The 20,185-nt window shown below is 54.1% G+C and carries 18 protein-coding genes; 14 read left to right on the forward strand and 4 right to left on the reverse strand.

Annotated elements, in window-relative coordinates; translation table 11 throughout:
* Nucleotides 1-293 precede the first annotated feature (293 nt).
* The 3 genes from IEV54_RS15165 to IEV54_RS17405 are packed head-to-tail and all read left to right on the forward strand — an operon-like array spanning nt 294 to nt 6,846.
* Entirely contained in the window at nt 294-2,414 is a 2,121-nt protein-coding gene (locus IEV54_RS15165) for a type VI secretion system Vgr family protein (protein ID WP_150278866.1), read from the forward strand.
* Entirely contained in the window at nt 2,411-5,644 is a 3,234-nt protein-coding gene (locus tag IEV54_RS15170) for a hypothetical protein (RefSeq protein ID WP_150278865.1), read from the forward strand. The genes IEV54_RS15165 and IEV54_RS15170 overlap by 4 nt, the downstream gene beginning before the upstream one ends.
* An 8-nt stretch (nt 5,645-5,652) precedes the next feature.
* Nucleotides 5,653-6,846: a hypothetical protein gene (locus IEV54_RS17405; protein WP_223825532.1), complete on the forward strand. Its 1,194-nt coding sequence runs from the start codon at nt 5,653-5,655 to the stop codon at nt 6,844-6,846.
* Between the two features lie 614 nt (nt 6,847-7,460).
* On the opposite strand, the gene IEV54_RS17455 is transcribed toward IEV54_RS17405, so the two are convergent.
* The 3 genes from IEV54_RS17455 to IEV54_RS15185 form a co-directional block, all read right to left on the reverse strand.
* Entirely contained in the window at nt 7,461-7,592 is a 132-nt protein-coding gene (locus IEV54_RS17455; protein ID WP_263363777.1) for a hypothetical protein, read from the reverse strand.
* Nucleotides 7,593-7,705: 113 nt separating this feature from the next.
* On the reverse strand, nt 7,706-8,983 hold the full coding sequence (locus IEV54_RS15180) for a sensor histidine kinase (RefSeq protein ID WP_150278864.1): 1,278 nt from the start codon (nt 8,981-8,983) through the stop codon (nt 7,706-7,708).
* A complete protein-coding gene (locus IEV54_RS15185) occupies nt 8,980-9,654 on the reverse strand; it encodes a response regulator transcription factor (protein WP_150278863.1) in 675 nt (224 codons plus the stop codon). The genes IEV54_RS15180 and IEV54_RS15185 overlap by 4 nt, the downstream gene beginning before the upstream one ends.
* Nucleotides 9,655-9,850: 196 nt before the next feature.
* Here IEV54_RS15185 and IEV54_RS15190 point away from each other — a divergent pair, with 196 nt between their 5' ends.
* The 3 genes from IEV54_RS15190 (at nt 9,851) to IEV54_RS15200 (ending at nt 12,988) form a co-directional block, all read left to right on the forward strand.
* Nucleotides 9,851-10,258 carry a DUF2946 domain-containing protein gene (locus IEV54_RS15190; protein WP_150278862.1) on the forward strand — a complete coding sequence of 136 codons (408 nt, stop codon included), beginning with the start codon at nt 9,851-9,853 and terminating at the stop codon, nt 10,256-10,258.
* Nucleotides 10,259-10,381: 123 nt separating this feature from the next.
* The gene (locus IEV54_RS15195) at nt 10,382-12,490 is read left to right on the forward strand and encodes a TonB-dependent copper receptor (protein WP_150278861.1); all 2,109 of its coding nucleotides are present in this window, start codon (nt 10,382-10,384) and stop codon (nt 12,488-12,490) included.
* A gap of 117 nt (nt 12,491-12,607) precedes the next feature.
* Nucleotides 12,608-12,988: a VOC family protein gene (locus IEV54_RS15200; RefSeq protein ID WP_150278860.1), complete on the forward strand. Its 381-nt coding sequence runs from the start codon at nt 12,608-12,610 to the stop codon at nt 12,986-12,988.
* 249 nt (nt 12,989-13,237) lie between these two features.
* Here IEV54_RS15200 and IEV54_RS15205 read toward each other — a convergent pair whose 3' ends face one another.
* Nucleotides 13,238-14,221: an integron integrase gene (locus tag IEV54_RS15205; RefSeq protein WP_150278859.1), complete on the reverse strand. Its 984-nt coding sequence runs from the start codon at nt 14,219-14,221 to the stop codon at nt 13,238-13,240.
* An 826-nt stretch (nt 14,222-15,047) separates the two neighbouring features.
* On the opposite strand from IEV54_RS15205, the gene IEV54_RS15210 reads away from it, so the two are divergent.
* The 8 genes from IEV54_RS15210 to IEV54_RS15245 all read left to right on the forward strand — a co-directional run bounded on the left by IEV54_RS15210 (nt 15,048) and on the right by IEV54_RS15245 (nt 20,027).
* Nucleotides 15,048-15,290 carry a hypothetical protein gene (locus IEV54_RS15210; RefSeq protein WP_150278858.1) on the forward strand — a complete coding sequence of 81 codons (243 nt, stop codon included), beginning with the start codon at nt 15,048-15,050 and terminating at the stop codon, nt 15,288-15,290.
* A 922-nt stretch (nt 15,291-16,212) separates the two neighbouring features.
* The gene (locus IEV54_RS15215; protein ID WP_150278857.1) at nt 16,213-16,461 is read left to right on the forward strand and encodes a DUF1272 domain-containing protein; all 249 of its coding nucleotides are present in this window, start codon (nt 16,213-16,215) and stop codon (nt 16,459-16,461) included.
* Between the two features lie 79 nt (nt 16,462-16,540).
* Complete coding sequence (locus IEV54_RS15220; protein WP_150278856.1) at nt 16,541-17,029, forward strand: T6SS immunity protein Tdi1 domain-containing protein; 489 nt, start codon at nt 16,541-16,543, stop codon at nt 17,027-17,029.
* A gap of 97 nt (nt 17,030-17,126) precedes the next feature.
* Nucleotides 17,127-17,543 (forward strand): hypothetical protein, encoded by a 417-nt coding sequence (locus IEV54_RS15225; protein ID WP_150278855.1) that lies wholly within the window; start codon nt 17,127-17,129, stop codon nt 17,541-17,543.
* Between the two features lie 22 nt (nt 17,544-17,565).
* A complete protein-coding gene (locus IEV54_RS15230) occupies nt 17,566-17,925 on the forward strand; it encodes a hypothetical protein (RefSeq protein WP_188434308.1) in 360 nt (119 codons plus the stop codon).
* A gap of 490 nt (nt 17,926-18,415) precedes the next feature.
* A complete protein-coding gene (locus IEV54_RS15235) occupies nt 18,416-18,865 on the forward strand; it encodes a hypothetical protein (RefSeq protein ID WP_150279452.1) in 450 nt (149 codons plus the stop codon).
* A gap of 91 nt (nt 18,866-18,956) precedes the next feature.
* Complete coding sequence (locus tag IEV54_RS15240) at nt 18,957-19,463, forward strand: hypothetical protein (RefSeq protein ID WP_150279453.1); 507 nt, start codon at nt 18,957-18,959, stop codon at nt 19,461-19,463.
* A gap of 12 nt (nt 19,464-19,475) precedes the next feature.
* Entirely contained in the window at nt 19,476-20,027 is a 552-nt protein-coding gene (locus IEV54_RS15245) for a YfbU family protein (protein WP_150279454.1), read from the forward strand.
* Nucleotides 20,028-20,185 lie beyond the last annotated feature (158 nt).

A 20,185-nucleotide genomic window follows, 5' to 3' on the forward strand; every position in this document is an offset into this window, starting at 1 on the left:
GCCCCTACCCCGTCATTCCCGCGAAGGCGGGAAACCAAGCGGAGTCCCAGACCATAACACCGCGCCCCACCAAAACCCCGTCATTCTCGCGCACGCGGGAACCCATTTTGACCTTCTCACCGCCAACAACTGCGCCACTTCTTGCGCACTCGCTAGCGCTCTACAGCGCCCAATCCAGCTGGATTTCGCGCACAACCTAACCCGTGTTTCGTTTTGCCGACCACCTCACGTTTTTCATTTTCCCGATCTGCAATAATGCGCCCGCTCCACAGCCCAAGCACAAGGAACATCGGATGTTCACCCCTGCCAACACGGCCGCATTCACACTCGATATCCACGGCATTGCCCATGACTTCAAGGTGCTGTCCTTCACCGGCACCGAAGCCATCAGCCAGTCTTACTGCTTCCAACTGGAGTTAGTGAGCGAACGCCCCGATCTGGATATTGAAGCACTGCTGCAACAGCCCGCGATTTTTAATTTCGCCGGCCAGGGAAAGGGCATCCACGGACTGATCCACCGCGTCGCCCAGGGTGATGCCGGCAAGCGGCTCACGCGTTACCACATCGACCTGGTGCCGCATCTCTTCTATCTCGGGCACCGCACCAACCAACGCATCTTTCAGCATCTGTCCGTGCCCGAAATCATCAGCCGTGTATTGAACGACCACGGCATCCAGGCTGACGCCTACCGCTTCCAGCTCAACAGCGAATACCCCCAGCGGGTCTACTGCACCCAATACGATGAAACCGACCTGCACTTCATCCAGCGCCTGTGCGAAGAAGAAGGCATCCACTATCACTTTGAACACAGCATCGATAACCACCTGCTGGTATTCGGCGATGATCAGACCGGCTTTCCCAAGCTGGACCGCCCCACGGCCTACATCCAGGACAGTGGCCTGGTCGCCGATGAGCCCGTCATCAAACGCTTTGCCATGCGCATCGAAACCCGCCCCAGCCGCATAACCCGTCGCGACTACGATTTTGAAAAGCCCCACCTGCTGATGGAAGCCGCGCACAAGGCGGAGCAACCAGCTGAAGGTGATGAGCAGCCCATACCGCTGCCCGATCTGGAAGACTACGATTACCCCGGCCGCTTCACCGAACGCGCCCGCGGTAAACAACTGGCCAAGCGCAGCCTGGAACGGCACCGCAGCGATTACCGACTCGCCGAAGGTAAAAGCGACGTACCCACACTGGTCACCGGCCATTTTCTGACCCTGTCAGAGCATCCGCGCGCCGAATGGAACGATTTATGGCTGGTGGTCGGCATTCACCACGAGGGCAAGCAGCCCCAGGTACTGGAAGAGTCCGTCACCAGCGACGTCAAAGAGTCAGATGGTTTCACGCAGGGTTACCGCAACCAGTTCACCGCGGCGCCCTGGGACGTCCAGTACCGGCCACAACTCGATCACCCCAAACCCAAAGTCCTCGGCACCCAGACCGCCGTGGTTACTGGTCCTAAGGGCGAAGAAATCCACTGCGACCAATACGGCCGCATCAAGGTGCAATTCCATTGGGACCGTGAAGGCCAGGGCAATGAACGCACCAGCTGCTGGCTGCGCGTCGCCTCCACCTGGGCCGGTAACCAGTACGGAGGCATCGCGATTCCCCGGGTCGGCATGGAAGTCCTGATCACCTTCCTGGAGGCCGACCCGGACCAGCCCCTGGTCACCGGCTACCTGTACCACAAGACACATCCGGTCCCGTACGAACTGCCCGCCAACAAGACCCGCAGCGTGTTCAAGACGCTCCGCTCACCCGGCGGTGACGGTTACAACGAGCTGCGAATCGAAGACAAGAAAGACCAGGAGCAGATCTACATCCACGCCCAGCGGGACTGGGATGAGAACATCCAGCATGACCAGAAGATCCGCGTCGGCAACGAACGCCATGATCGTGTGGAGGCCAACAGCTATACCGAGCTAATGGCCGAAGAGCACCACACCACCCACGGCGAACGCAAAACCGAGATCAAGGCGAACGACCACCTGACCGTCGGCACAAGCCAACACGTCAAACTCGGCACCGCACAGCTGCTCAGTGCAGGAGAAGAAATCCATCTCTCCAGCGGCATGAAAATCGTCCTGGATGCCGGCAGCGAGATTACCTTCAAGGTCGGCGGCAGCTTCGTAAAGCTGGATCCCAGCGGGGTCACCTTGGTTGGGCCTAGTGTCAACATCAATGCGGGTGGGAGTCCGGGTTCGGGTAGCGGGGCTTTGCCATTGCCGCCTGTGGCACCACAGCCGGCTGATACCGCCCCAACAGGCGAAGCACTTGGCAGAGCCAATGTGAATCCGATAGTCCAGCCGAATCCTAGCGAACGGGGGCCGCAGCAGTTGATCGTCGACGTGTGGGGAGATCCGGAACTCGGCAACCAGATACAGCTACTCGATCCAGAGGATGGCGCATGAGCGGATTAGTGGATGAACCGATTGAGCAAGGAACTCGCAAGCGCGCCGATTACGAGACCAGGCAGCGAGCCCGGTTGGCGCTAAACATAGAGCGCATCGACGGCAGTACCCTGCAGATTATTGTAGAAAGTGATATGCGCAGCCATGAGGAAGAGACAGAGATTCAGCAGAATACCTTTCTGGCTGTGCTGCCTATGGCAAGACTGCCAGGCCATCAAAAAGCTTCCGAGGAACCCAAAGGTGCATTACCCAGACCAGGACGCATTTATATATTCCGCCAAGGCAGACTATGGCGCGAAATGTCCTGCGATGGGCAAGGCAATCTGGCAGACGTGGATGTAGCCGATTGGCGAAAACGAGCTGCCGAGGGCAAGCCGGCTGACGATCGAGAACCTGTGGGTAAGCCCCTGTCGCTCACTTTGGTACCGATGCTGCTGCAAGGTCGTTTCGTTGGCGATCAGATCGAAATGGCATACAGCGAAATGCCCTGGACATGGGAATACCTTACCTGGTTGGAAGCCGACGCCAAGCGGGTAAACAATCGTTTCCAGAACCTGGCGTCCGCTTGGGCTGCGGCAGTAGTAGGCGAGCAAGAGTGGAAACCTACTCAAGCGATGCCGGCAGTTATAATCGCTGCGGACACAGAAGGAATGCGGGCGCGGGACTTACACGTTGAGTGTGCACTTCAAAACCCAGCTGCGTTCACTCCAACGCTAGCCGCCCTCGATCCTGATGAGTTATTGGTCCAATTACATGCATATCAGCGGGACCTCGCAGCACACATGGGTTCTGCTGCGCCAGAAGAGCTGCCAGAACTCCCCCCCGGCAACGATTTATTAGCTGAAAAAAACCTCCGCGGCTATCCGAAACTAATCGGCTTTCTGCTTGAAGACCCTTTATTTGAATTACGCCACGCAGTCGAGCAATCTCGGTTGGCCTGCGAAGCATTGCAAACCTTCAACGCCCTTGTTCCCTTCCAGCCTTTCGGCCGGTATGCCGAAGTGCTCCACCAATGGTCCATACCTGCCAACGCCCCGCTATCGAATCTCAGAGACCAAATCGATACCACTTCTCTTGAGACGTCGATGCTGCATATTCAGAGAAAATCTGCACGCGACACTATCAGGACTCAGTTGGATCGCACCTTGTTGCTGGCACAAAGGAAACTGCCATCGATATGGAACGATTGGATTTATTCAAATGACGAACGACTGTTAGAGCCCTACAGCCTGCTGATAGACATACTGGAAATGCTCAGCCGTCTTCCTGAAGACACCGATGCGCGCAGTTTCCATCCGGATGATCGGAGCCTGATCCAGCATGTGGACGGACTGGTGAAACAGCTCGCAGCTGCAACTCATCCGTTGACTCGTCAAGCATTACCCCGTGAAAGCGAGGTACTGCCCGAGCTGGCCCAACGCTTGGCACGGTTGGCTGCTACAACACAGCCAGTTAATCTACAAAGGGCGGGTATCAGCACCTTGGCAATGTTCGCCGGATTGGACAGCGAGAATTCGCCTAACTACCAGTACGCCATTCAGAACGTGGCACTAGCCGTTGACGAGTGGCTAAGCCATCTAACTCGCGCCGTACTGCTAACGCTCAGAAAACTGCGCACCAACCCAGCTGTTGTACAAATTGAAATGCCGCGCTTATTTGCTCCCACGCTGGGGTTGCTGAGTAAACTACATACCCAAGCCAGAACTATCCGCTTTATGCCTCAAGGCGAAGCGCTTGCTCAGAACATGGAAGTGCTGGGCGTGCACGGTGCCAGTGTCAGTTTTGGCCTTAAAGCCAGCGATCGAACAACGCTGACCCGTCAAAATTATATGTATAGCAATCTGCAGGGGCGGACCGGGAACGTACTGGCCACAACCAGCGGAAAATTGGCACAGGCCAATTCCTTTGCCAGTAAAGATCTTGGGCGTTTGATGGTGATTGCAGCGCCCGCAAACGACCCACTGGTTCGAGATTTAAGCTCGTGGCAAATGAGCACTGCCAATCTGGACCGCGCCGGTAGTATAGCTAGATCGCCAGCGCTCCCGCTCTTGGCTACCGTGCTGGCTGCTTACAACCTGCATGTGAATACGGTGGGTGCGTCAAATCTGCTTCAAACGGAGAAAGGAAGACTAATCGCCGGCGCCGCCTCAGCTATTGCGGACCTTTTGCTTGCGTCTAACAACGTCGCATTAAAAATCATAGAAAGTTCAACCGATCGATCCCGCTGGTACGCATTATGGGAAAAAGGACGCATAGACGCATCGCGCTTGTCGAATCAATGGGCTGCCAATCTTACTAAGCGTACGGGTAGCAGTTGGCTCAGCATATCAAGAGCCGGCTCGTTCGTGGCTATGGGTGTTACATCTGCACTCTTCATGTGGGACGCCAAGCGGGCTTTCGACCACGGCGACAAAGATGCGTCTATTGCTAACGCAATTGCGGCTTCGGGCAGTGCCATGTGGGCATTTTATACGCTGGGCGTATTGGCAAGCCCTTGGGTACTGAGCGCAGGCGTAATTCTGCTACTAGGAGGAGCGATAGCAGCAGTACTTTTAGCAGACGGAGCTATCGAACAGGCGATAAAACATGGACCGTTCGGTATTGAACGACGCCTGCCACAAATGAATGATCCTCTAATTGCATATCAGCAACTGCTCGGGGCCATAGGCGCGCCGAAAATCACGATCAAACGCCTGGACAGCTGGCTCGAAGAAGCACCCGAAGAAGATAGAGCAAAATTTCAGTCTGCTGCTCGACAAGCTCAGGGCGAACTCGAACCGCTAGACTGGGTGGTCGAGCTACGATCCGGCCTTTTAAGCCAATACCCCACCGACAAGCGGTTTATGTTGTTGGCATTCGAGTTAACTCTCAGACGCAGTCATGGGACTGGCTGGCAACGCAGAACGCCAAAAGCAGTTCATCAACTTAAACTGGACGCAGTGGTCATGGATGCCGGCCGAGTCCTTTACGTTCTCCCTTCTCAAAATCAGCCGCAAGCAAACCCATATTTCGCCAGCAAACACGCGCTCAAGGTGAGCGCTCAGTTCCGATTAGGCCATCAGAGCTGCAGAGCCGATGATCCATTCCCGGCTTATGACGACCTTGTTCTTCCTCAGCCCAGCCCCCGTGAATGGTCTGCCTTCAACTCGAACCAAGTGCCCGCAGCACACGATGTCATGGGCGATACACCCTATTGGATAATTGAACAGAGTGAATATCGTCAGCTATGAATTCATCCGTGAAAGATAATTATTTTTATGCAGCCAGTGCTTATGACTCAAGATCGGTTCCGCCGCAGCCTTCCCATAAATGGACGGAAGACGCAAAGCGATCCAATATGCGCCGCACTCAACTTCACTGGGGCAATTACGCCAATCTGCAGCCTTGGCAGATGGTTGATGTGCAACTTCAAGCTGAGGATCACACATTCGTAGAGCGAACGGGTGAGCTTGAGTTGTACTGTGATAGCCGGCGCTGGCGGTTCGAGAACTTCAATAAGCTTTTAATTCTAATCCCCGGCTTAAAGGTCGCCGCACTGTTTGCTGCTCCGTGGTTCTTTTGGATGCTTGCGATAGTCGACTTACTCCCCGATCTACTCGCTCTAGCGGTTCTTGTATCGTTTTTTATTGTCTTAATGATTGGAGTGAGCGGCTGGCTATACTGGAAAAAAAGCTTCAAGGCCTATCTTGTTCTGGTCAGTGCGGGCTTAGGCGTGGCCGCCCTTGCTGCCCTTTACAGGTTAATGGCCTATAGCGACATTGGAGCCATTTGGATGTGCGTTTGGATGGCCCTCTCCGTCTTCATGGGCGTAGTCGGCTTCGACTTTCTTCTTGATCTATATCTGCGGCTATTCAAATATGACGGCAGCGAATTCAACCGTCATACCGGTATGGTGACTATCGCTCGCCGGTTTCGTAAGCCGTTCGTGGCGCCATTCTATGAATTCGATGCGACCATGGAACTTAGACCCGGCCCACACGGCAGTGGCGGCATGGCCTTGTGGCTACACCACCGTTACGCCGATTGTGAGATATTTCTGGGAGGGAAGCTTCACCCGTTGGGTTTGACGCCAGAAGAGGCCATGGCCTGCTGGGACACTTTGCAGCGCTACATGGACATAAGCCAACCTCTACCAGACATGCCTGTCCTGGAGCAGTTTCGTCACCAGGATCCGATAACCGCCGCTTATGACATCCAGAGCAAGCGGGACCCACGGAGCTGGCGGAATATGTCGTACTCATTCTGGGAAGCTCGCGAGCGCCACGTGTCGATGAAGCGCAACCTAGATTATCCTTGGCAACAGCATCCCTGCATCCTCCAAGCCAGAATCGACCCCAATCTGAGCATTGAGACCTACTACCGGCAACAGGAGGCCAAGGGCATCCACGCCAACCCTAAAGCCAATGACTTCGATAATATCCATCGTCCTTGAGCAGGACTTCGCGTGGCCTGAAACCGCCAATGGCTCCCCGCCTTCGCGAGGATGACGTTTCGGGCGGGTGCGGGCCATCAAAAAAACAGATCCGTTCTGTTTTTCCCTAACTGATGGGCCTATGTGCTATCGCTGATGCCGCTGTCATAGCCTGGAACCAAAACGCCCTCTGGGGCTTCCGGTCAGAACAGACCGCCTTTTGGCTCGGCATGATCCTGTTTGCGATCGCGCTATTCGGCGCGGACGCTCTACTCTGGATATATGCCCGCTTTTACACCCACGATGGCAGCGGTTTTAACCGGCGCGAGGGTACGTTGACTGCCGCGCATGACAAAGCCAGCAAACGACCGGAGCGGCGTTGGCGTGACACGGATGTGAAGGGTTGGCGCCGCAATGAGGCTCGGGCGTTGAGGGAAAAATTGGCGGCATACCCATGGCAGCAGCAGCCTTGTATCTTGAAAGCACGAATCGACCCTAATCTAAGCGTCGAGGCGTATTATCGGCAGCAGGAGGCCGATGGCATTCATGCAACCCCCAAGGGGGATGACTTTGACAACGTTCACAGGCCTTGAGCTAGTAGCACAAGCCTGCAAGAGATACGGAACCTTGCAGGATCAGTGATCGGTAGAAGTCATCGGGCGATTCTTTGCCTTGTCTGACGCATCGTAGCGTTTGCAGACAGCGCCACGACGCAACCAGCGGCAACGGATACGCATCTTGGATGGGTGCTCGGCGTTGGTGTTCACAGGGCACCTCCAATGGAGCGGCTGGTAACAAGTTTCAGAGTCTGGCTTGGCATGGTCGATCTCCTGATTGGTGGGGTTTGATCCCCTTGAGGGAGACAATGCCAAAGCGCACGTTAACGTGGGGTTAACGTGTTCAAGACAATTTCAACTTTTCTTCCCGCCGTTCCCGGCACGTTGGTATAACCCCAGCCAAGCTTCTCGGTAAAACGCTCAGTGAGCTTCAGGCCGAGCCCAAAGCCGGTCTCACTGCAGGCCTCTTCGCCCTCACTCAAGCTGTTGACGATTTCAACGTGACCACCACGCTGGGTAATGGTTACCCGGCCGCTGCGGGTGTGCTGGAAGGCGTTACGAATAAGGTTGCCTAGTACGATGCGCGTTGGCGCCTCTGGCAAATTGAGCTCGGCTGGCTCCAGATTCAGATCCAGTTCGACGGGGTGGCCTTGCAACAGATAACGCAGGCCATCGACCAGCTCCCCGATGATTTCGTCTACCCGCAGCATGACAGAGGGATGGGTCGAGCTGTCATCACGACCCAGCCACAGCAGCGTTTCTGTCACATCCTTCATGGTCAGACTGGCGCGATCAATGCGATTGATGATCTCCGTTTCCCGCGGATCAGGCGGTGCCTGGGTGGAGCTCTGGATCCTGCGCAGCAGTTCGAGATTGGCACGCACTACGCTGATAGGCGTACGCAACTCGTGACTGGTATGGCTGAGGAACAGCTGCTCGCGCTCGAGCCCTTGATGGGCCGACGTGAGACTGGTCCGTACAAGCTCGGCAAACTGATTCAGTTCAGGATAAACAAAATCCGGCACCGGCTCGCTCAGATTGCGCTCACTCAAAGCCGCGGCCCAATTGCCTAATGCTGTGATCGGCCTCGACACTCTGCGCCACAACAGGCCAACGGCCAGACCGATCATTAATGCGATGCCCAGGCCGATCAGTGTCAGGTTGATCAGCCGGTTCTGAGCCGGGGAGATGACCTGCCCTGCCCCATTGGGCAGAGGCGCCAGTTGCTGGGTAACAAAGCGATCTCCGGCGGGGGTTTCCTGCCGCACTGCGAAGTACAGCCTGGCCGTTGGTTCGCCCTCGTTGGCATACACTTTGTACAGCACGCCCGACTGCTGCGGCGGCTGATCAAATGAGTCACGAATGATTGCCGGTTGTTGCTCCCAGGTACGGGTAACGATGTACTCCTCCCGGGGTGCCGGGATTCCCAGCTCGAATGCCACGGTTTGCATGCCTGCGCGGCCCAACTGACCGGCAACAATGTTGTCCATGCCGCTCATGTAGGAGTGGGCGGACAGCAGCGTATAGCCGGTAACAAGCCCAATACCCAGGGTAAGAATGGTCAGCAGAGCCAACCATTTAAGGCCCAACAGACGCATCATAGCGTCGCCTCCCGGATCGCGAAGCCAAAGCCCGGCACTGTATGCAACAGATGCTGCTCAAAGTCGCCATCGATGGCGCGCCTGAGGTGGTGCATATGCACCTTGAGGGAATTACTGTCGGGCACGTCTTCCCCCCAGATAGCCTGCTCAAGTTTTTGCCTGGGCACGGCAGCGGGTGATGCACGCAGCAGATGCTCGAGCAATTTCCAGCCCGTGGGCGATATCTTCAGAGCCGTACCGCCCCGAGTCGCTTCATGGGCGGTCAAGTCGATACGCAGATCGGCGCATTGCAGGACCTTTGCCTGGCCGCTGCGCCGGCGCGTCAATGCCACCACGCGCACCACCAGCTCCTGCAATTCGAAGGGCTTGACCAGGAAGTCGTCCGTGCCCGCCTGAAAGCCGGCGAGCTTGTCATTCAATTGATCGCGAGCCGTCAGCATCAGAATAGGCACGTCATTACCGTCGGCGCGCAACCGCTCACACACGCTGATGCCGTCCAGGCGGGGCAGGTTCAGATCCAGCAGCATGGCGTCATAGTCGTGGTCCTGGCTGAGCTGCAGGGCCATCACACCATTGTCAGCGTGGTCGCAGCGGATACCTTCGAGCTCCAGATATTGAATCACGGTCGCGGCCAGGTCTCGATCGTCTTCCACCAGCAGAATGTCCAGCATGTTTTCAGGGTCTCGTCAGGGTGCGCTGGCTGCGCCAGCGTGAAAGCGGGTCAGCATCGCGCCAGGAAAGGTGAATATCAAGCCCAGGAGTGTCGATACCGCAGGGTTAAGACCTGGTTAAATGCCGGCACTGCATCACGGGCCTGCGACGTTCAGGCATATGGTGTGCGCACAAGCAGGCTGCTAGTATCAGCCGATGAAACTCGCCCGCAATCAACGCTTCTCAGTCGCCATGATGCTATATGTCTGCACGCTTTTCAGCGTGTTGACATTCGGCTTCCATTCGGGACAGATGAGTGGGCAGGCGCCAGACAGCGTTGATCTGGTGTTTTGCGGGTCAGGCGATCCGATACCCCATTCCATGCTGGACGAGGAGCTGACGCACCACTCATCCAGTGATATGCAGTTAACCTGCCCGCTATGCGCCCTGGGGCATGGCAGCGCCCTGACCTCCCTGGAATGGGGGGTAGAATTCCCGCCAGCTTATCGCGGCCTAATAGGCGCAATCCGTCACAACGACAGGCCCGCGCCCCGCTTCACCTGGCCAGCACTCAATCCCCGTGCACCACCCGTCGCCCTCCGCGCGACGGTCCTGTTCAGCTAGTCTCCAGCCCGATTTAACTGCAGCCAGTGCTGGCTGGGCTGCGCCGTTGCGTCCACACCCCCAAACGCCTTTTTCTGTCTCTTGCCCGCTTTTGTGCGCGGGTAATAATTGTGGATTACAACGATGCAAAACCCTTACGCCCTTTCTGGAAAAAACACGCTGCGCTGTCAGATCGCCTTTGCCATCATGTTGAGCGGTGCCACCGCAGCCCAGGCCGCATCAGACCCCTCGAACGAAAAAACGGTCGAGCCACTTCTTCTTTCACCTACCGTCGTTACCGCCGTACAACAGAGCTCTCCCCTGATCATCATCGCCGACCCCAAGGATGCCAGACAGCCCATACCCGCCAGCGATGCTGGTGACTACCTGAAAACCATCCCCGGGTTCTCTGCGATTCGTAGCGGCGGCACCAATGGGGATCCGGTCTTGCGCGGCATGTTCGGTTCACGATTGAATCTGCTGGTCAACGACGGACAGATGCTGGGCGCATGCCCCAATCGCATGGATGCGCCTAGCTCTTATATAGCGCCAGAAACCTTTGACCTGCTGACCGTTATCAAAGGCCCGCAGACCGTCCTCTGGGGCCCTGGCGCCTCCGCCGGCACCGTCCGTTTCGAGCGGCAGCCCGAGCAATTCGAGGAGCCCGATAGCAGACTGCACGCCAGCGTGCTGGGCGGGTCCCACGGGCGTTTCGACAAACTGGTAGACGGCGCCGTAGGCAATGCAGATGGATATATCCGGTTCGCCGGGAACGACGCACGCTCCGACGATTACAGCGACGGCAATGGTGACACCGTGCCCTCGCGCTACAGCAAATGGAATACCGACCTTGCCATTGGCTGGACGCCGGATGACGACACGCTACTGGAGCTCAGTGCAGGCAGGGGCGATGGCGAAGCGCGGTACGCCGGGCGGGGTATGGACGGCACGCAGTTCGCCCGCGAAAGCCTGGGCCTGCTATTCGAGAAAAGCGCGCTTGGCGTCATCGACAAACTCGAGGCACGGGTCTATTACAACTACGCCGATCACATCATGGACAATTTTCGCCTGCGCCAACCTGACCCCACCAGCATGATGCCGATGCCCATGGCCTCACAGGTGGATCGTCGTACAGTGGGCGGGCGCATTGCGGCCACCCTGAACTGGACCGACCTGGAATGGGTGTCCGGCGTAGACGCCCTGCGTAGCGAGCACCGCAAGCGGGCCTCAAGTTACAACATGATGAGCGACACCTTCACCGATGCTGATCAATTCGCCTGGGACAAAGACGCGGTCATGCGCAACTATGGTCTCTTCAGCGAGCTGACCTGGCATCGTAGCGACCTCGATCGCGTCATCACCGGTGCGCGGCTGGATCGGGCCTCCACCAAAGACTTTCGTGACAGCATTACCAGCATGGGTATGAGCCGTGCGAACCCCACCGCGGGCCAAACTCGCAGCGACACCCTGCCCAGCGGTTTTGCACGGTACGAGCATGATATGGCCGAATCCCCGACCACCTTCTATGCCGGCATCGGTCACGTGCAACGCTTCCCTGACTACTGGGAACTCTTCTCCCCAAGCATCGCGCCCGCGGGTGATCTCAACGCTTTTGACGGCATTCGTCCCGAAAAAACCACTCAACTCGATATTGGCGCCCAATACAACGGCCCGAGACTGCAGACCTGGGTATCCGGGTACGTAGGCCAGGTGCGTGACTACATACAGCTCAGCTATGGCACCAACATGATGGGCATGCGGACCAGTCAGGCGGATAACGTGGATGCGCGCATTCTTGGCGGCGAACTCGGAATGCGTTACGAGCTTGATGCCAACTGGACCGGCGACGCAACACTCGCCTATGCCTGGGGCAAGAACAGCAGCTCCGGCCAGCCTCTGCCACAGATGCCCCCGCTGGAAACCCGTCTGGGCCTGAATTACCAACAGGCAAACTGGAGCGCCGGCGCCTTGTGGCGGGTTGTCGCTGAGCAGAACAGAATCGACGAAGGCAAGGGGAATGTGGTGGGCCAGGATGTGTCCGATAGTTCCGGCTTTGGCATATTCTCCATCAACGGCGCCTACCGCCTGAGCGAAAACGCCAAGCTTAGCGTCGGGGTCGACAACCTGTTCGACAAGGCCTATGCCGAACATCTCAACCTCGCCGGCAATTCAGCCTTTGGCTACCCTGCAGACCCCGTTGCAATCAATGAACCGGGGCGCACGCTGTGGGCCAAGATGGATTTTGATTTCTGATATGGCGAAGAAGCGCCGTCTCCGGTCGTTACGATTTCCAGTTGACCGCGGCGGCGTTTCACTGAACTCTAGCCAGGCTCAAAAGCACAACAATATCTGCAACCCAAAGGAAACATCATGTTCAGTCACGTCATGCTCGGCGCCAACGACATCCAGGAATCAAAAGCCTTCTACGATGCCGTACTCGGCGTTATCGGCTGCAAACCCGGCGTCATCGACGACAAGGGTCGTTGCTTCTATTTCACCAAGACCGGCACCTTCGCACTTACCAAACCAATCGACGGTGAGCCCGCTTCCCACGGCAACGGCACCACCATCGGTTTTGCCATGGAAAATCCCGAACAGGCAGACGCCTGGCACGCCGCTGGTGTCGCCAACGGTGGCACTACCTGTGAAGATCCACCGGGTGTACGTGAAGGCGGCGGCATGAAGATGTATCTCGCCTACCTGCGTGACCCGTCCGGCAACAAGATCTGCGCCCTGCACCGCATGGGTTAAAGCCCAACATATCGCTGCAACCTTTCCAGGGCCACCCTCCCCGGCCCTGGGGTTACCACAGCGTTTTCCGCACTTGGCAACAAACACCAAGTGCGGCACTATCAGTCCCGAGCAAGGACGATACTCAGCCCCTACCCCGCAGGCACCGGACGCCAAGCATCTTCCCTTGCACCCTGATTCACACCGGCTACACCCTGCGTATAAATTGGCGCACAGGTGGGGCGGTAGCGTGCCAAAAAACAAAACTGCTTACCCATCCAGTGGGCTCGTGACACCGCGGGAGTGGGCACCGACCACATGGGTATAGATCATCGTGGTATTCACGTCCGTGTGTCCCAGTAGCTCCTGAATACTGCGAATGTCGGTTCCGGCTTTCAATAAGTTCGTCGCAAAGCTATGGCGAAAAGTATGACAACTGGCTTTTTTGTGGATTGCCAGACCGGCCAGTGCAGCAGCTACGGAACGACGGACCTGTTGCTCACCCACATGGTGACGTCGCATCACCTGGCTCCGCGGGTCCATAGCCCTATTTGGTGCCGGAAAAACATATTGCCACTGAGCGCTGGTGGGCGCCTTCGGATACTTCTTGGCAAGCGCGCCCGGCAAATAGACAGCGCCAAAACCCTCATCCAGGTCACGCTTATGCAACGCCAAAGCGAGGCCTATTTGAGTGCGCAAGGGTTCTACAAGTGCACGGGGTAAAAGCGTACGTCGCCACTTCTCACCCTTGGACTCACGCACAAAAAGACATTGCTCGGCAAAATCCACATCCTGAACCCGCAACCGAACGGCTTCCATGACCCGCAGACCCGAGCCATACATGAGACCAGCCACCAGCTGGTGGCCACCGTTCATGCTATCGATCACCTGCATTGCTTCTTCGTGGGAGAACACCACAGGCAAACGCCGCCCCTTGCTGGTCTTGCTGAACTGCAGATCACCCAGGTCGCGCCCAAGAAACTGCCTGTATAAATAGACCACCGCATTGAGCGCGGTTTTTTGAGTATTGATCGCAACCTGCCGTTCATTGGCCAAATAACTCAACCAGGCGTCAACCTCCTCCCCACCCATCTGCTCCGGATGACGCCGATGATGGAAACGAATGAAATCAAGCACCCACAGGCAATAGGTTTTTTCGGTACGGTAAGCGAGATGCTTGGCGCGCATATGGGCCTTGAAGCGATCCATAAAACGCTCGGGCCGCGCCGGAAGCGGAACAGGTATGTCATCCATCAGAAGCCTCCTTGCTGTATATACAACCAGTTTTTGTCAGATAGCAAGGCAACACAAGCGGGAAACGTGATCGTTGTGACCCATATCTCAGAACGACGGCAGAAAAAGCAATTTTGGCTTGATATTCAATAACCTGGAAAGCCTGAACCTTTTGACATATGAGTCACGATGATCGTTTTGTCGGTGAGACAGAATGCTAAAGGACTGGCATGCGGCCGGAAAATGTGGGGCTTACAGCTGATTTTGAGCTAAATTCCAGAAAGACAAAACGATCACCGACATATCAGTCGGTGAAACCACTATATAAATGTTATGTGCTTCAGGTGTCGCCGATATGAATAGCGCATGGACAACAAGTCGGGGTGATAATTGGTGGTACGAAGGAGCTTCCATTCGCGCATCTGCCGGTGCATCAGCGAACATCGTTTCAATAGGGGATGTCGCAGCTACTAAAGACCATTTCACAGAGGCCGACCTTCACCAGTTCCTCTGTGATTCAGTAGAGCGCTTTTCTGGCTCAAGCTTGATGGTCAACCTAAACTCTCCCGACGTTGAGTTGGCGCTACGTTCCTTGAAGGCTAGGGGTCTCATCTCCTATGAGATAGTGGCGTCCACTTACTCAAAGGACGCGAAGCTTCTGTCCGTAGCGCCTATCCTTGAGCAAGTTAAAGACGCGGTTAAGGCACCAGCCGAAAAAAAGTGGTTCTTTTGGTAGTTGCACATAACAAGTCGCTCTTGTCGGACAATTTCTCCACCGCTTCGCGGCTACAAAATTGCCGCAAAGCTCTGCGTTATGTGTACAGAAATTCCAGCTTGGAGATCGGTAATGGAAGATGATTTTGAACTCGAGATGAGCCCCCTCTGCCAGAAACTGACCGCTGATGGCAAAACCGTCGAAGTGGAAATTTACCGTGGCGACAAAGGTGGCTGGCTTTTAGAAGTGGTGGATGAGTTTGGAACTTCCACGGTATGGGACGACGAATTCGATACAGATCGCGCAGCCTTGGAAGAAGTACAGGCCACCATCAGGGATGAAGGTATTGATGCTTTGATCGGCATTGACTCATAGGCCTCGGTGAAACAGACACATAACCAGTCACTGCACGGGACCACTTCTCCGCCGCTCCGCGGCTACAAACTGGCCCGTGAGTTCGGGCGTTATGCGGATAAAAGGAGCTTTCATGCGATCTGAGCGTCTATTCAGAATTTCTCGTTGGACCGCGGCTATCGGGTTCGTAGTATTTTTCGTGGTCACTACGTTACAAATGCCAGTTGCGTCACCGCTGCTGTTGATATTGCTCGCATTCTTAATCGCCTCATTTGCTTATATGGTTTTCTTTAAATGCAACGGATGTGGCGGCAGCTTCAGCACTGGGAAAGGTCTCATCGCCTTAACGTGGCCCTACACTGAAAAATGTCGAAAGTGTGGGCGTCCACTAGGTGGAGGTCATGGTGAAAGCGCATAACCAGCGGCAGCACGGTGACCGCTTCTCCGCCGCTCCGCGGCTACAAATCGGCACGTGTGCCGGGCGTTAAGTTTACGAATTATGAACCGAGCGTTGATACAGAGAGGACTGGGTGTAGCTCTAATCTTGAGCGGTCTTGTGCTGCTTGTATTGAAGGTGCTCAGTATCCCTGAAGCAAGGCAAGGCTGGGACTCTTGGGCAGCGCCGGATAGCGGCATAGCTCTATTTATTGGTGCTTTGGCTTTTGAGTCAGTGTTATTGGCTGGACGGTTTGCTCTGGGTTACTGCATTTATTCAAACAAGCACCTTGGTCCTTGGCTGTTTTACGCTTTAGCCGTGCTGGTGGCAATAAGTGGTGTCACGGGCATTATGCTAGCTGCTGCATGTATAGCTATTCGTTTATCTTCGAGTCCGGGCCATGCAGTCAAAACTTAACAATTCGCTTTTGTCGGACAATTTCTCCACCGCTGCGCGGCTACAAAATTGCCGCAAAGCTCCGCGTTATGAATCAGCACGGAGAGCGCGATGCTTGAGCTAAGGCCAAACTGTGAGTGCTGCGATAAGAACTTGCCGCCAGAATCCACCGAGGCAGTGATCTGTACCTTCGAGTGCACCTTTTGCGCTTCTTGCGCCTCAGAGGTCTTGAGCTACCAGTGCCCAAATTGTGGCGGAAATTTCGTACCTAGGCCCATCCGCCCTGCTCAGCTCCTAGCCAAATATCCGGCTTCTACGAAGCGTGTCTATAAGGTCGGAGGCTGTGTTGCCAATTCATAACCAGTCACTGCATGGGACCGGCTCTCCGCCGCTTCGCGGCTACAAGCCGGCCCATGAGTTCACACGTTAGGGCTTCCAAATGACAGAATTTCGTCCATTAATGACTGAGGCGGCCGAATACAACACTGAAGCACTTCTCGCTGAGTGGCAGTGGCTCGTCCCTTCCGTTGATACACCGCTTTTCATTTCCGTGTTCGGTGATTGGGTTTTTGGCAACCCAGATGGTAGTTTGTGGCTGCTCTCTGTACTTGAGGGTGACTACATTCAGTTAGCCAGAAATGCCCAGGAGTACAACACATTCAATAAGTCAGCCGAATGGTTAGAGCAGAATTTTATTGCCGGTTGGCAGCCCATTGCCGCTGGGCATGGCATGTCGCCAAGTAGAAATGAGTGTCTAGGCTGGAAGGTACATCCTTTGCTTGGCGGAAATTTTGAGGTTGCCAACCTCCAGATTTTTAGCATGGTTGTCTACCAGGCTCTAATGGGTCAACTACATCGCCAGCATCAGCATCAGCAACAGCAACAGCAAATCCCCTCAAGGAAAAAACCGTGGTACAAGCTGTGGTGAAAGCTGACCCTAACAAGTCACCGCACGGGACCAGTTCTCCGCCGCTCCGCGGCTCCATACTGGCCCGTGGGTTTGGGCGTTAGCAGTAGACGAATTTATGAACCTGAGAGTATTGGTTTACCCCTTTAGTTTTATCGCTTTTGCTCCTGCCGTGCTCCTGTTTAATGCTGGTGTGGTTTTGATCGTCCCAGCAACGATACTGGATTTGACGAAGGGTAATTTTGAGATGCTGCAATATTTTGCTCTTTTAATCGGGGGCGGTGCTGGCCTTACATCAGCGGCGCTATTAACCTTTGATATTGCTGGTAGGCCTATCATAGATTCTTACTTTTGGCTGAAAAGGCTCGGATTGATGATCGGTTTTTTCGCGGAGCTGGTGGTTATCGCTCTTATTGAACCGCAAAGGGAGGCACTTCTGTATTACTGGTTACCTCAGATCGTAGGCGCAGTGGTTCTATTCGGACTTTCGTTTGGCATCACTGCTAACCAAGCATTGCAGCGGACAAGCCGCTGAATGCGGCGTTATAGGTAATCAGATGGATCAGGCTCAGGAGGCAATAATCTCAATGATTAGAGAGGCCGTTAGATCTAATCGCTGGGAGAACGAAAATTCACCAGGCTCTGCACGTATCAAAGAACTCATTGAATATGATGGCGCATGGCAACAGCTAAACGAGCTACCTGATGAGAACGCCAGAAAAATTTATCAAGACATTGCAAGTACCATCGAATTTGCGATGAATGACGACTGGCTGCCCGAAGAAATGTTAGCACTACCCTTATCTGAGGCAAGGTGCTTTCTTCGAGACATTTGGCCAATCATAAAAGAGCAAGGCTTGCTAGGCGCGGTACAAGATATAAAAGAATGTCATGCAAAGTACCGCGCAAACCTATAACAATCGCAGGCACAGCGACGGCTATTTCATTGCGGCTGCGCCTTCATTACAAAGCCGCGCGTGCTGCGGGCGTTATGTGTAATCAGCTATGAAACTAGCCTTATTTTCTGTCGTGACCATATCGCTCTATTTAGGGCTGTTCTGGTATACGTGTCGTGGGAACACGAATACAAGGCATATGGGGGCCTTTGTGAGCTCGACAATTGTCGTGTTTGCGATCTTGTCAGCTGTGATGTACCTGAGCCTATTTTGGTGCCTGTTTGTCGCGGTTCTGATCTTGGTCATAGGCATCTATATCGGTGGCCGTGAGGCCTTCGTTTTAAGGAAAGAAATTAACAATGGTGTGCTTGGTGGGTTTTGGCTTTTGGTTCCGATCTATGTTTATCTCGCAACAAACACATAACCAGTCACTGCACGGGACCACTTCTCCGCCGCTCCGCGGCTACAAACTGGCCCGTGAGTTTGGGCGTTATGGCCCGAAAGGAAAGTCATGAGAAAATTTCTAGCATCGTTGTTAAGCATTGCTTCGGTAACAGCTAGTGCTGCTGGTTTGCAAATTATCAAAGTTGATGAGCAGCATATCCAAATGGGTCTAGCGGAAGGCCAAGTGGGCGAGTACTACGAGATTAAGCCTGCGATAGAAATTGTGTTAGATGCATCTGGTTATCATTTTCCACCTGTGCCAGGGCAAGACTCAAATGAACCAAACGCGATTCAGCTCATAATCGATAATGAGCACCAATTTACTGCGTATTGGGAGCCTGGCGTAACCAATTACACGCTTAATAACTCCACGTTAGCGCCACGGTTTAATGACTTTTCTGGCTTCAACGCCGGCGACCAATTTGTAATTGCCATAGGCGTTTTAGTCACGGACCACGAGAAAGAAGAGCAAGTTTTTAAAGTGCAATGGGCTGGCATGGGCAGCGTCCAGCCATAACAAGTCGCTCTTGTCGGACAATTTCTCCACTGCTTCGCAGCTACAAAATTGCCGCAAAGCTCTACGTTAGGCCCTTAGAGGATTCGGAAATTTGAGTATGATCGGAACATGGATATCGGTTATCGGATCTATAGCATCAATTGGTGGTGCTATATGGGCTTTTGTTGAAGCTCGCAAGTCCTCAAGGGCGGCTACCAAAGCCGAAAGAGTAAGGGACGAAATTGTTAGTCGTAGAAAGCTAATTGAAGTGTCCCAAGTTCATGCTGAGACCACCAGGATTCTGAAAATAGTTTCAACAGTCGGCCCTGCTTGTAATCCATCCCTCCTTAGGGGGATAAATTGTGGTTCAATCGCAAAGGACGTTGAAGAATATTCACGATATATAAATGAGCATAGCTCTCACTTTAATAACTTTTTCGAAAATAAAGCCAAAGAGCTTTGTCAAGATCTGCATCCCGATATAGAGGCCCTTTCCGAGGCTAAGTCTTTTGATGATAAAAAAGCGGCTGGAAAAAGTATTTACTACAAAATCGACAGCTTTATGCCATTTGTTAAAGAACTATCTGATGAACGAAAAGAAAACGTCTCAATAAGCTAAAGGATTTACCAAATGAAGATTACAGACGGCGAAAAATTGATCCTGTTAATGCTTAGCGAGATTTACGACAAGCTCGGCGTTGACGGTGAAGTAGAGCCTGACTTTATCCGGTCAGCTATTTTCTCTGACAATACTTGGAGTATTCCTTGGAAATACGTGGGCATACCGTTCGAGGAGCAAGATACTCCTGAGGTTGTGAAAGAAGTTCTTGATGTGCTCGATATGTGGAGCATGATTGAAAGAAACTACAAAAACCTATCCAAAGAAGAGAAAGAATGGGTTGAAAAGGAAGCAGCACCATTCGGCAAAAATCCAAAATTCCTTGGCTTTGATGGGAATAATGAATCTGAATATATGGGAACAGCGTCATTTTTAGTTAACGACTTGGATCGTTTTGAGGAATTTAAGGGGAGGAACTTTAATTCCCACTGCCCATCGATCGACTCATATCGGCGTATGCTGGCAGTATTTAAACCAGTTTTGAAGAGCCTAAATTTCCAACCCCTCTCTCCGCAGAATATAGTGGATATTCTCAAAGAAATGGTGCATCCAGATAATAGGTGAAGGCCTAACAATCCAAGGCAGTGGGACATATTTTTGCTTCGCTGCGCTCAAAACGCAAAAATATGCCCCTGCTTGGGGGCGTTAGCACTCTATGAAATACATCGACAGTAGAAGCCATATTGGCTATGGAATGTACAAAAATGTATCTGAACTGAAAC

Origin of the sequence: Halopseudomonas salina, from assembly GCF_014637955.1 — a bacterium.
Taxonomy (GTDB): domain Bacteria; phylum Pseudomonadota; class Gammaproteobacteria; order Pseudomonadales; family Pseudomonadaceae; genus Halopseudomonas; species Halopseudomonas salina.

Excerpts from the sequence above, each read along its gene's own strand:
- IEV54_RS15180 (WP_150278864.1), bottom strand. The coding sequence starts at position 8,983 with ATGATGCGTCTGTTGGGCCTTAAATGGTTGGCTCTGCTGACCATTCTT.
- IEV54_RS15190 (WP_150278862.1), top strand. The coding sequence starts at position 9,851 with ATGAAACTCGCCCGCAATCAACGCTTCTCAGTCGCCATGATGCTATAT.
- IEV54_RS15205 (WP_150278859.1), bottom strand. The coding sequence starts at position 14,221 with ATGGATGACATACCTGTTCCGCTTCCGGCGCGGCCCGAGCGTTTTATG.
- IEV54_RS15210 (WP_150278858.1), top strand. The coding sequence starts at position 15,048 with ATGGAAGATGATTTTGAACTCGAGATGAGCCCCCTCTGCCAGAAACTG.
- IEV54_RS15195 (WP_150278861.1), top strand. The coding sequence starts at position 10,382 with ATGCAAAACCCTTACGCCCTTTCTGGAAAAAACACGCTGCGCTGTCAG.
- IEV54_RS15170 (WP_150278865.1), top strand. The coding sequence starts at position 2,411 with ATGAGCGGATTAGTGGATGAACCGATTGAGCAAGGAACTCGCAAGCGC.
- IEV54_RS15230 (WP_188434308.1), top strand. The coding sequence starts at position 17,566 with ATGGATCAGGCTCAGGAGGCAATAATCTCAATGATTAGAGAGGCCGTT.
- IEV54_RS15165 (WP_150278866.1), top strand. The coding sequence starts at position 294 with ATGTTCACCCCTGCCAACACGGCCGCATTCACACTCGATATCCACGGC.
- IEV54_RS15225 (WP_150278855.1), top strand. The coding sequence starts at position 17,127 with ATGAACCTGAGAGTATTGGTTTACCCCTTTAGTTTTATCGCTTTTGCT.
- IEV54_RS15220 (WP_150278856.1), top strand. The coding sequence starts at position 16,541 with ATGACAGAATTTCGTCCATTAATGACTGAGGCGGCCGAATACAACACT.
- IEV54_RS15245 (WP_150279454.1), top strand. The coding sequence starts at position 19,476 with ATGAAGATTACAGACGGCGAAAAATTGATCCTGTTAATGCTTAGCGAG.
- IEV54_RS15185 (WP_150278863.1), bottom strand. The coding sequence starts at position 9,654 with ATGCTGGACATTCTGCTGGTGGAAGACGATCGAGACCTGGCCGCGACC.
- IEV54_RS15200 (WP_150278860.1), top strand. The coding sequence starts at position 12,608 with ATGTTCAGTCACGTCATGCTCGGCGCCAACGACATCCAGGAATCAAAA.
- IEV54_RS15235 (WP_150279452.1), top strand. The coding sequence starts at position 18,416 with ATGAGAAAATTTCTAGCATCGTTGTTAAGCATTGCTTCGGTAACAGCT.
- IEV54_RS15215 (WP_150278857.1), top strand. The coding sequence starts at position 16,213 with ATGCTTGAGCTAAGGCCAAACTGTGAGTGCTGCGATAAGAACTTGCCG.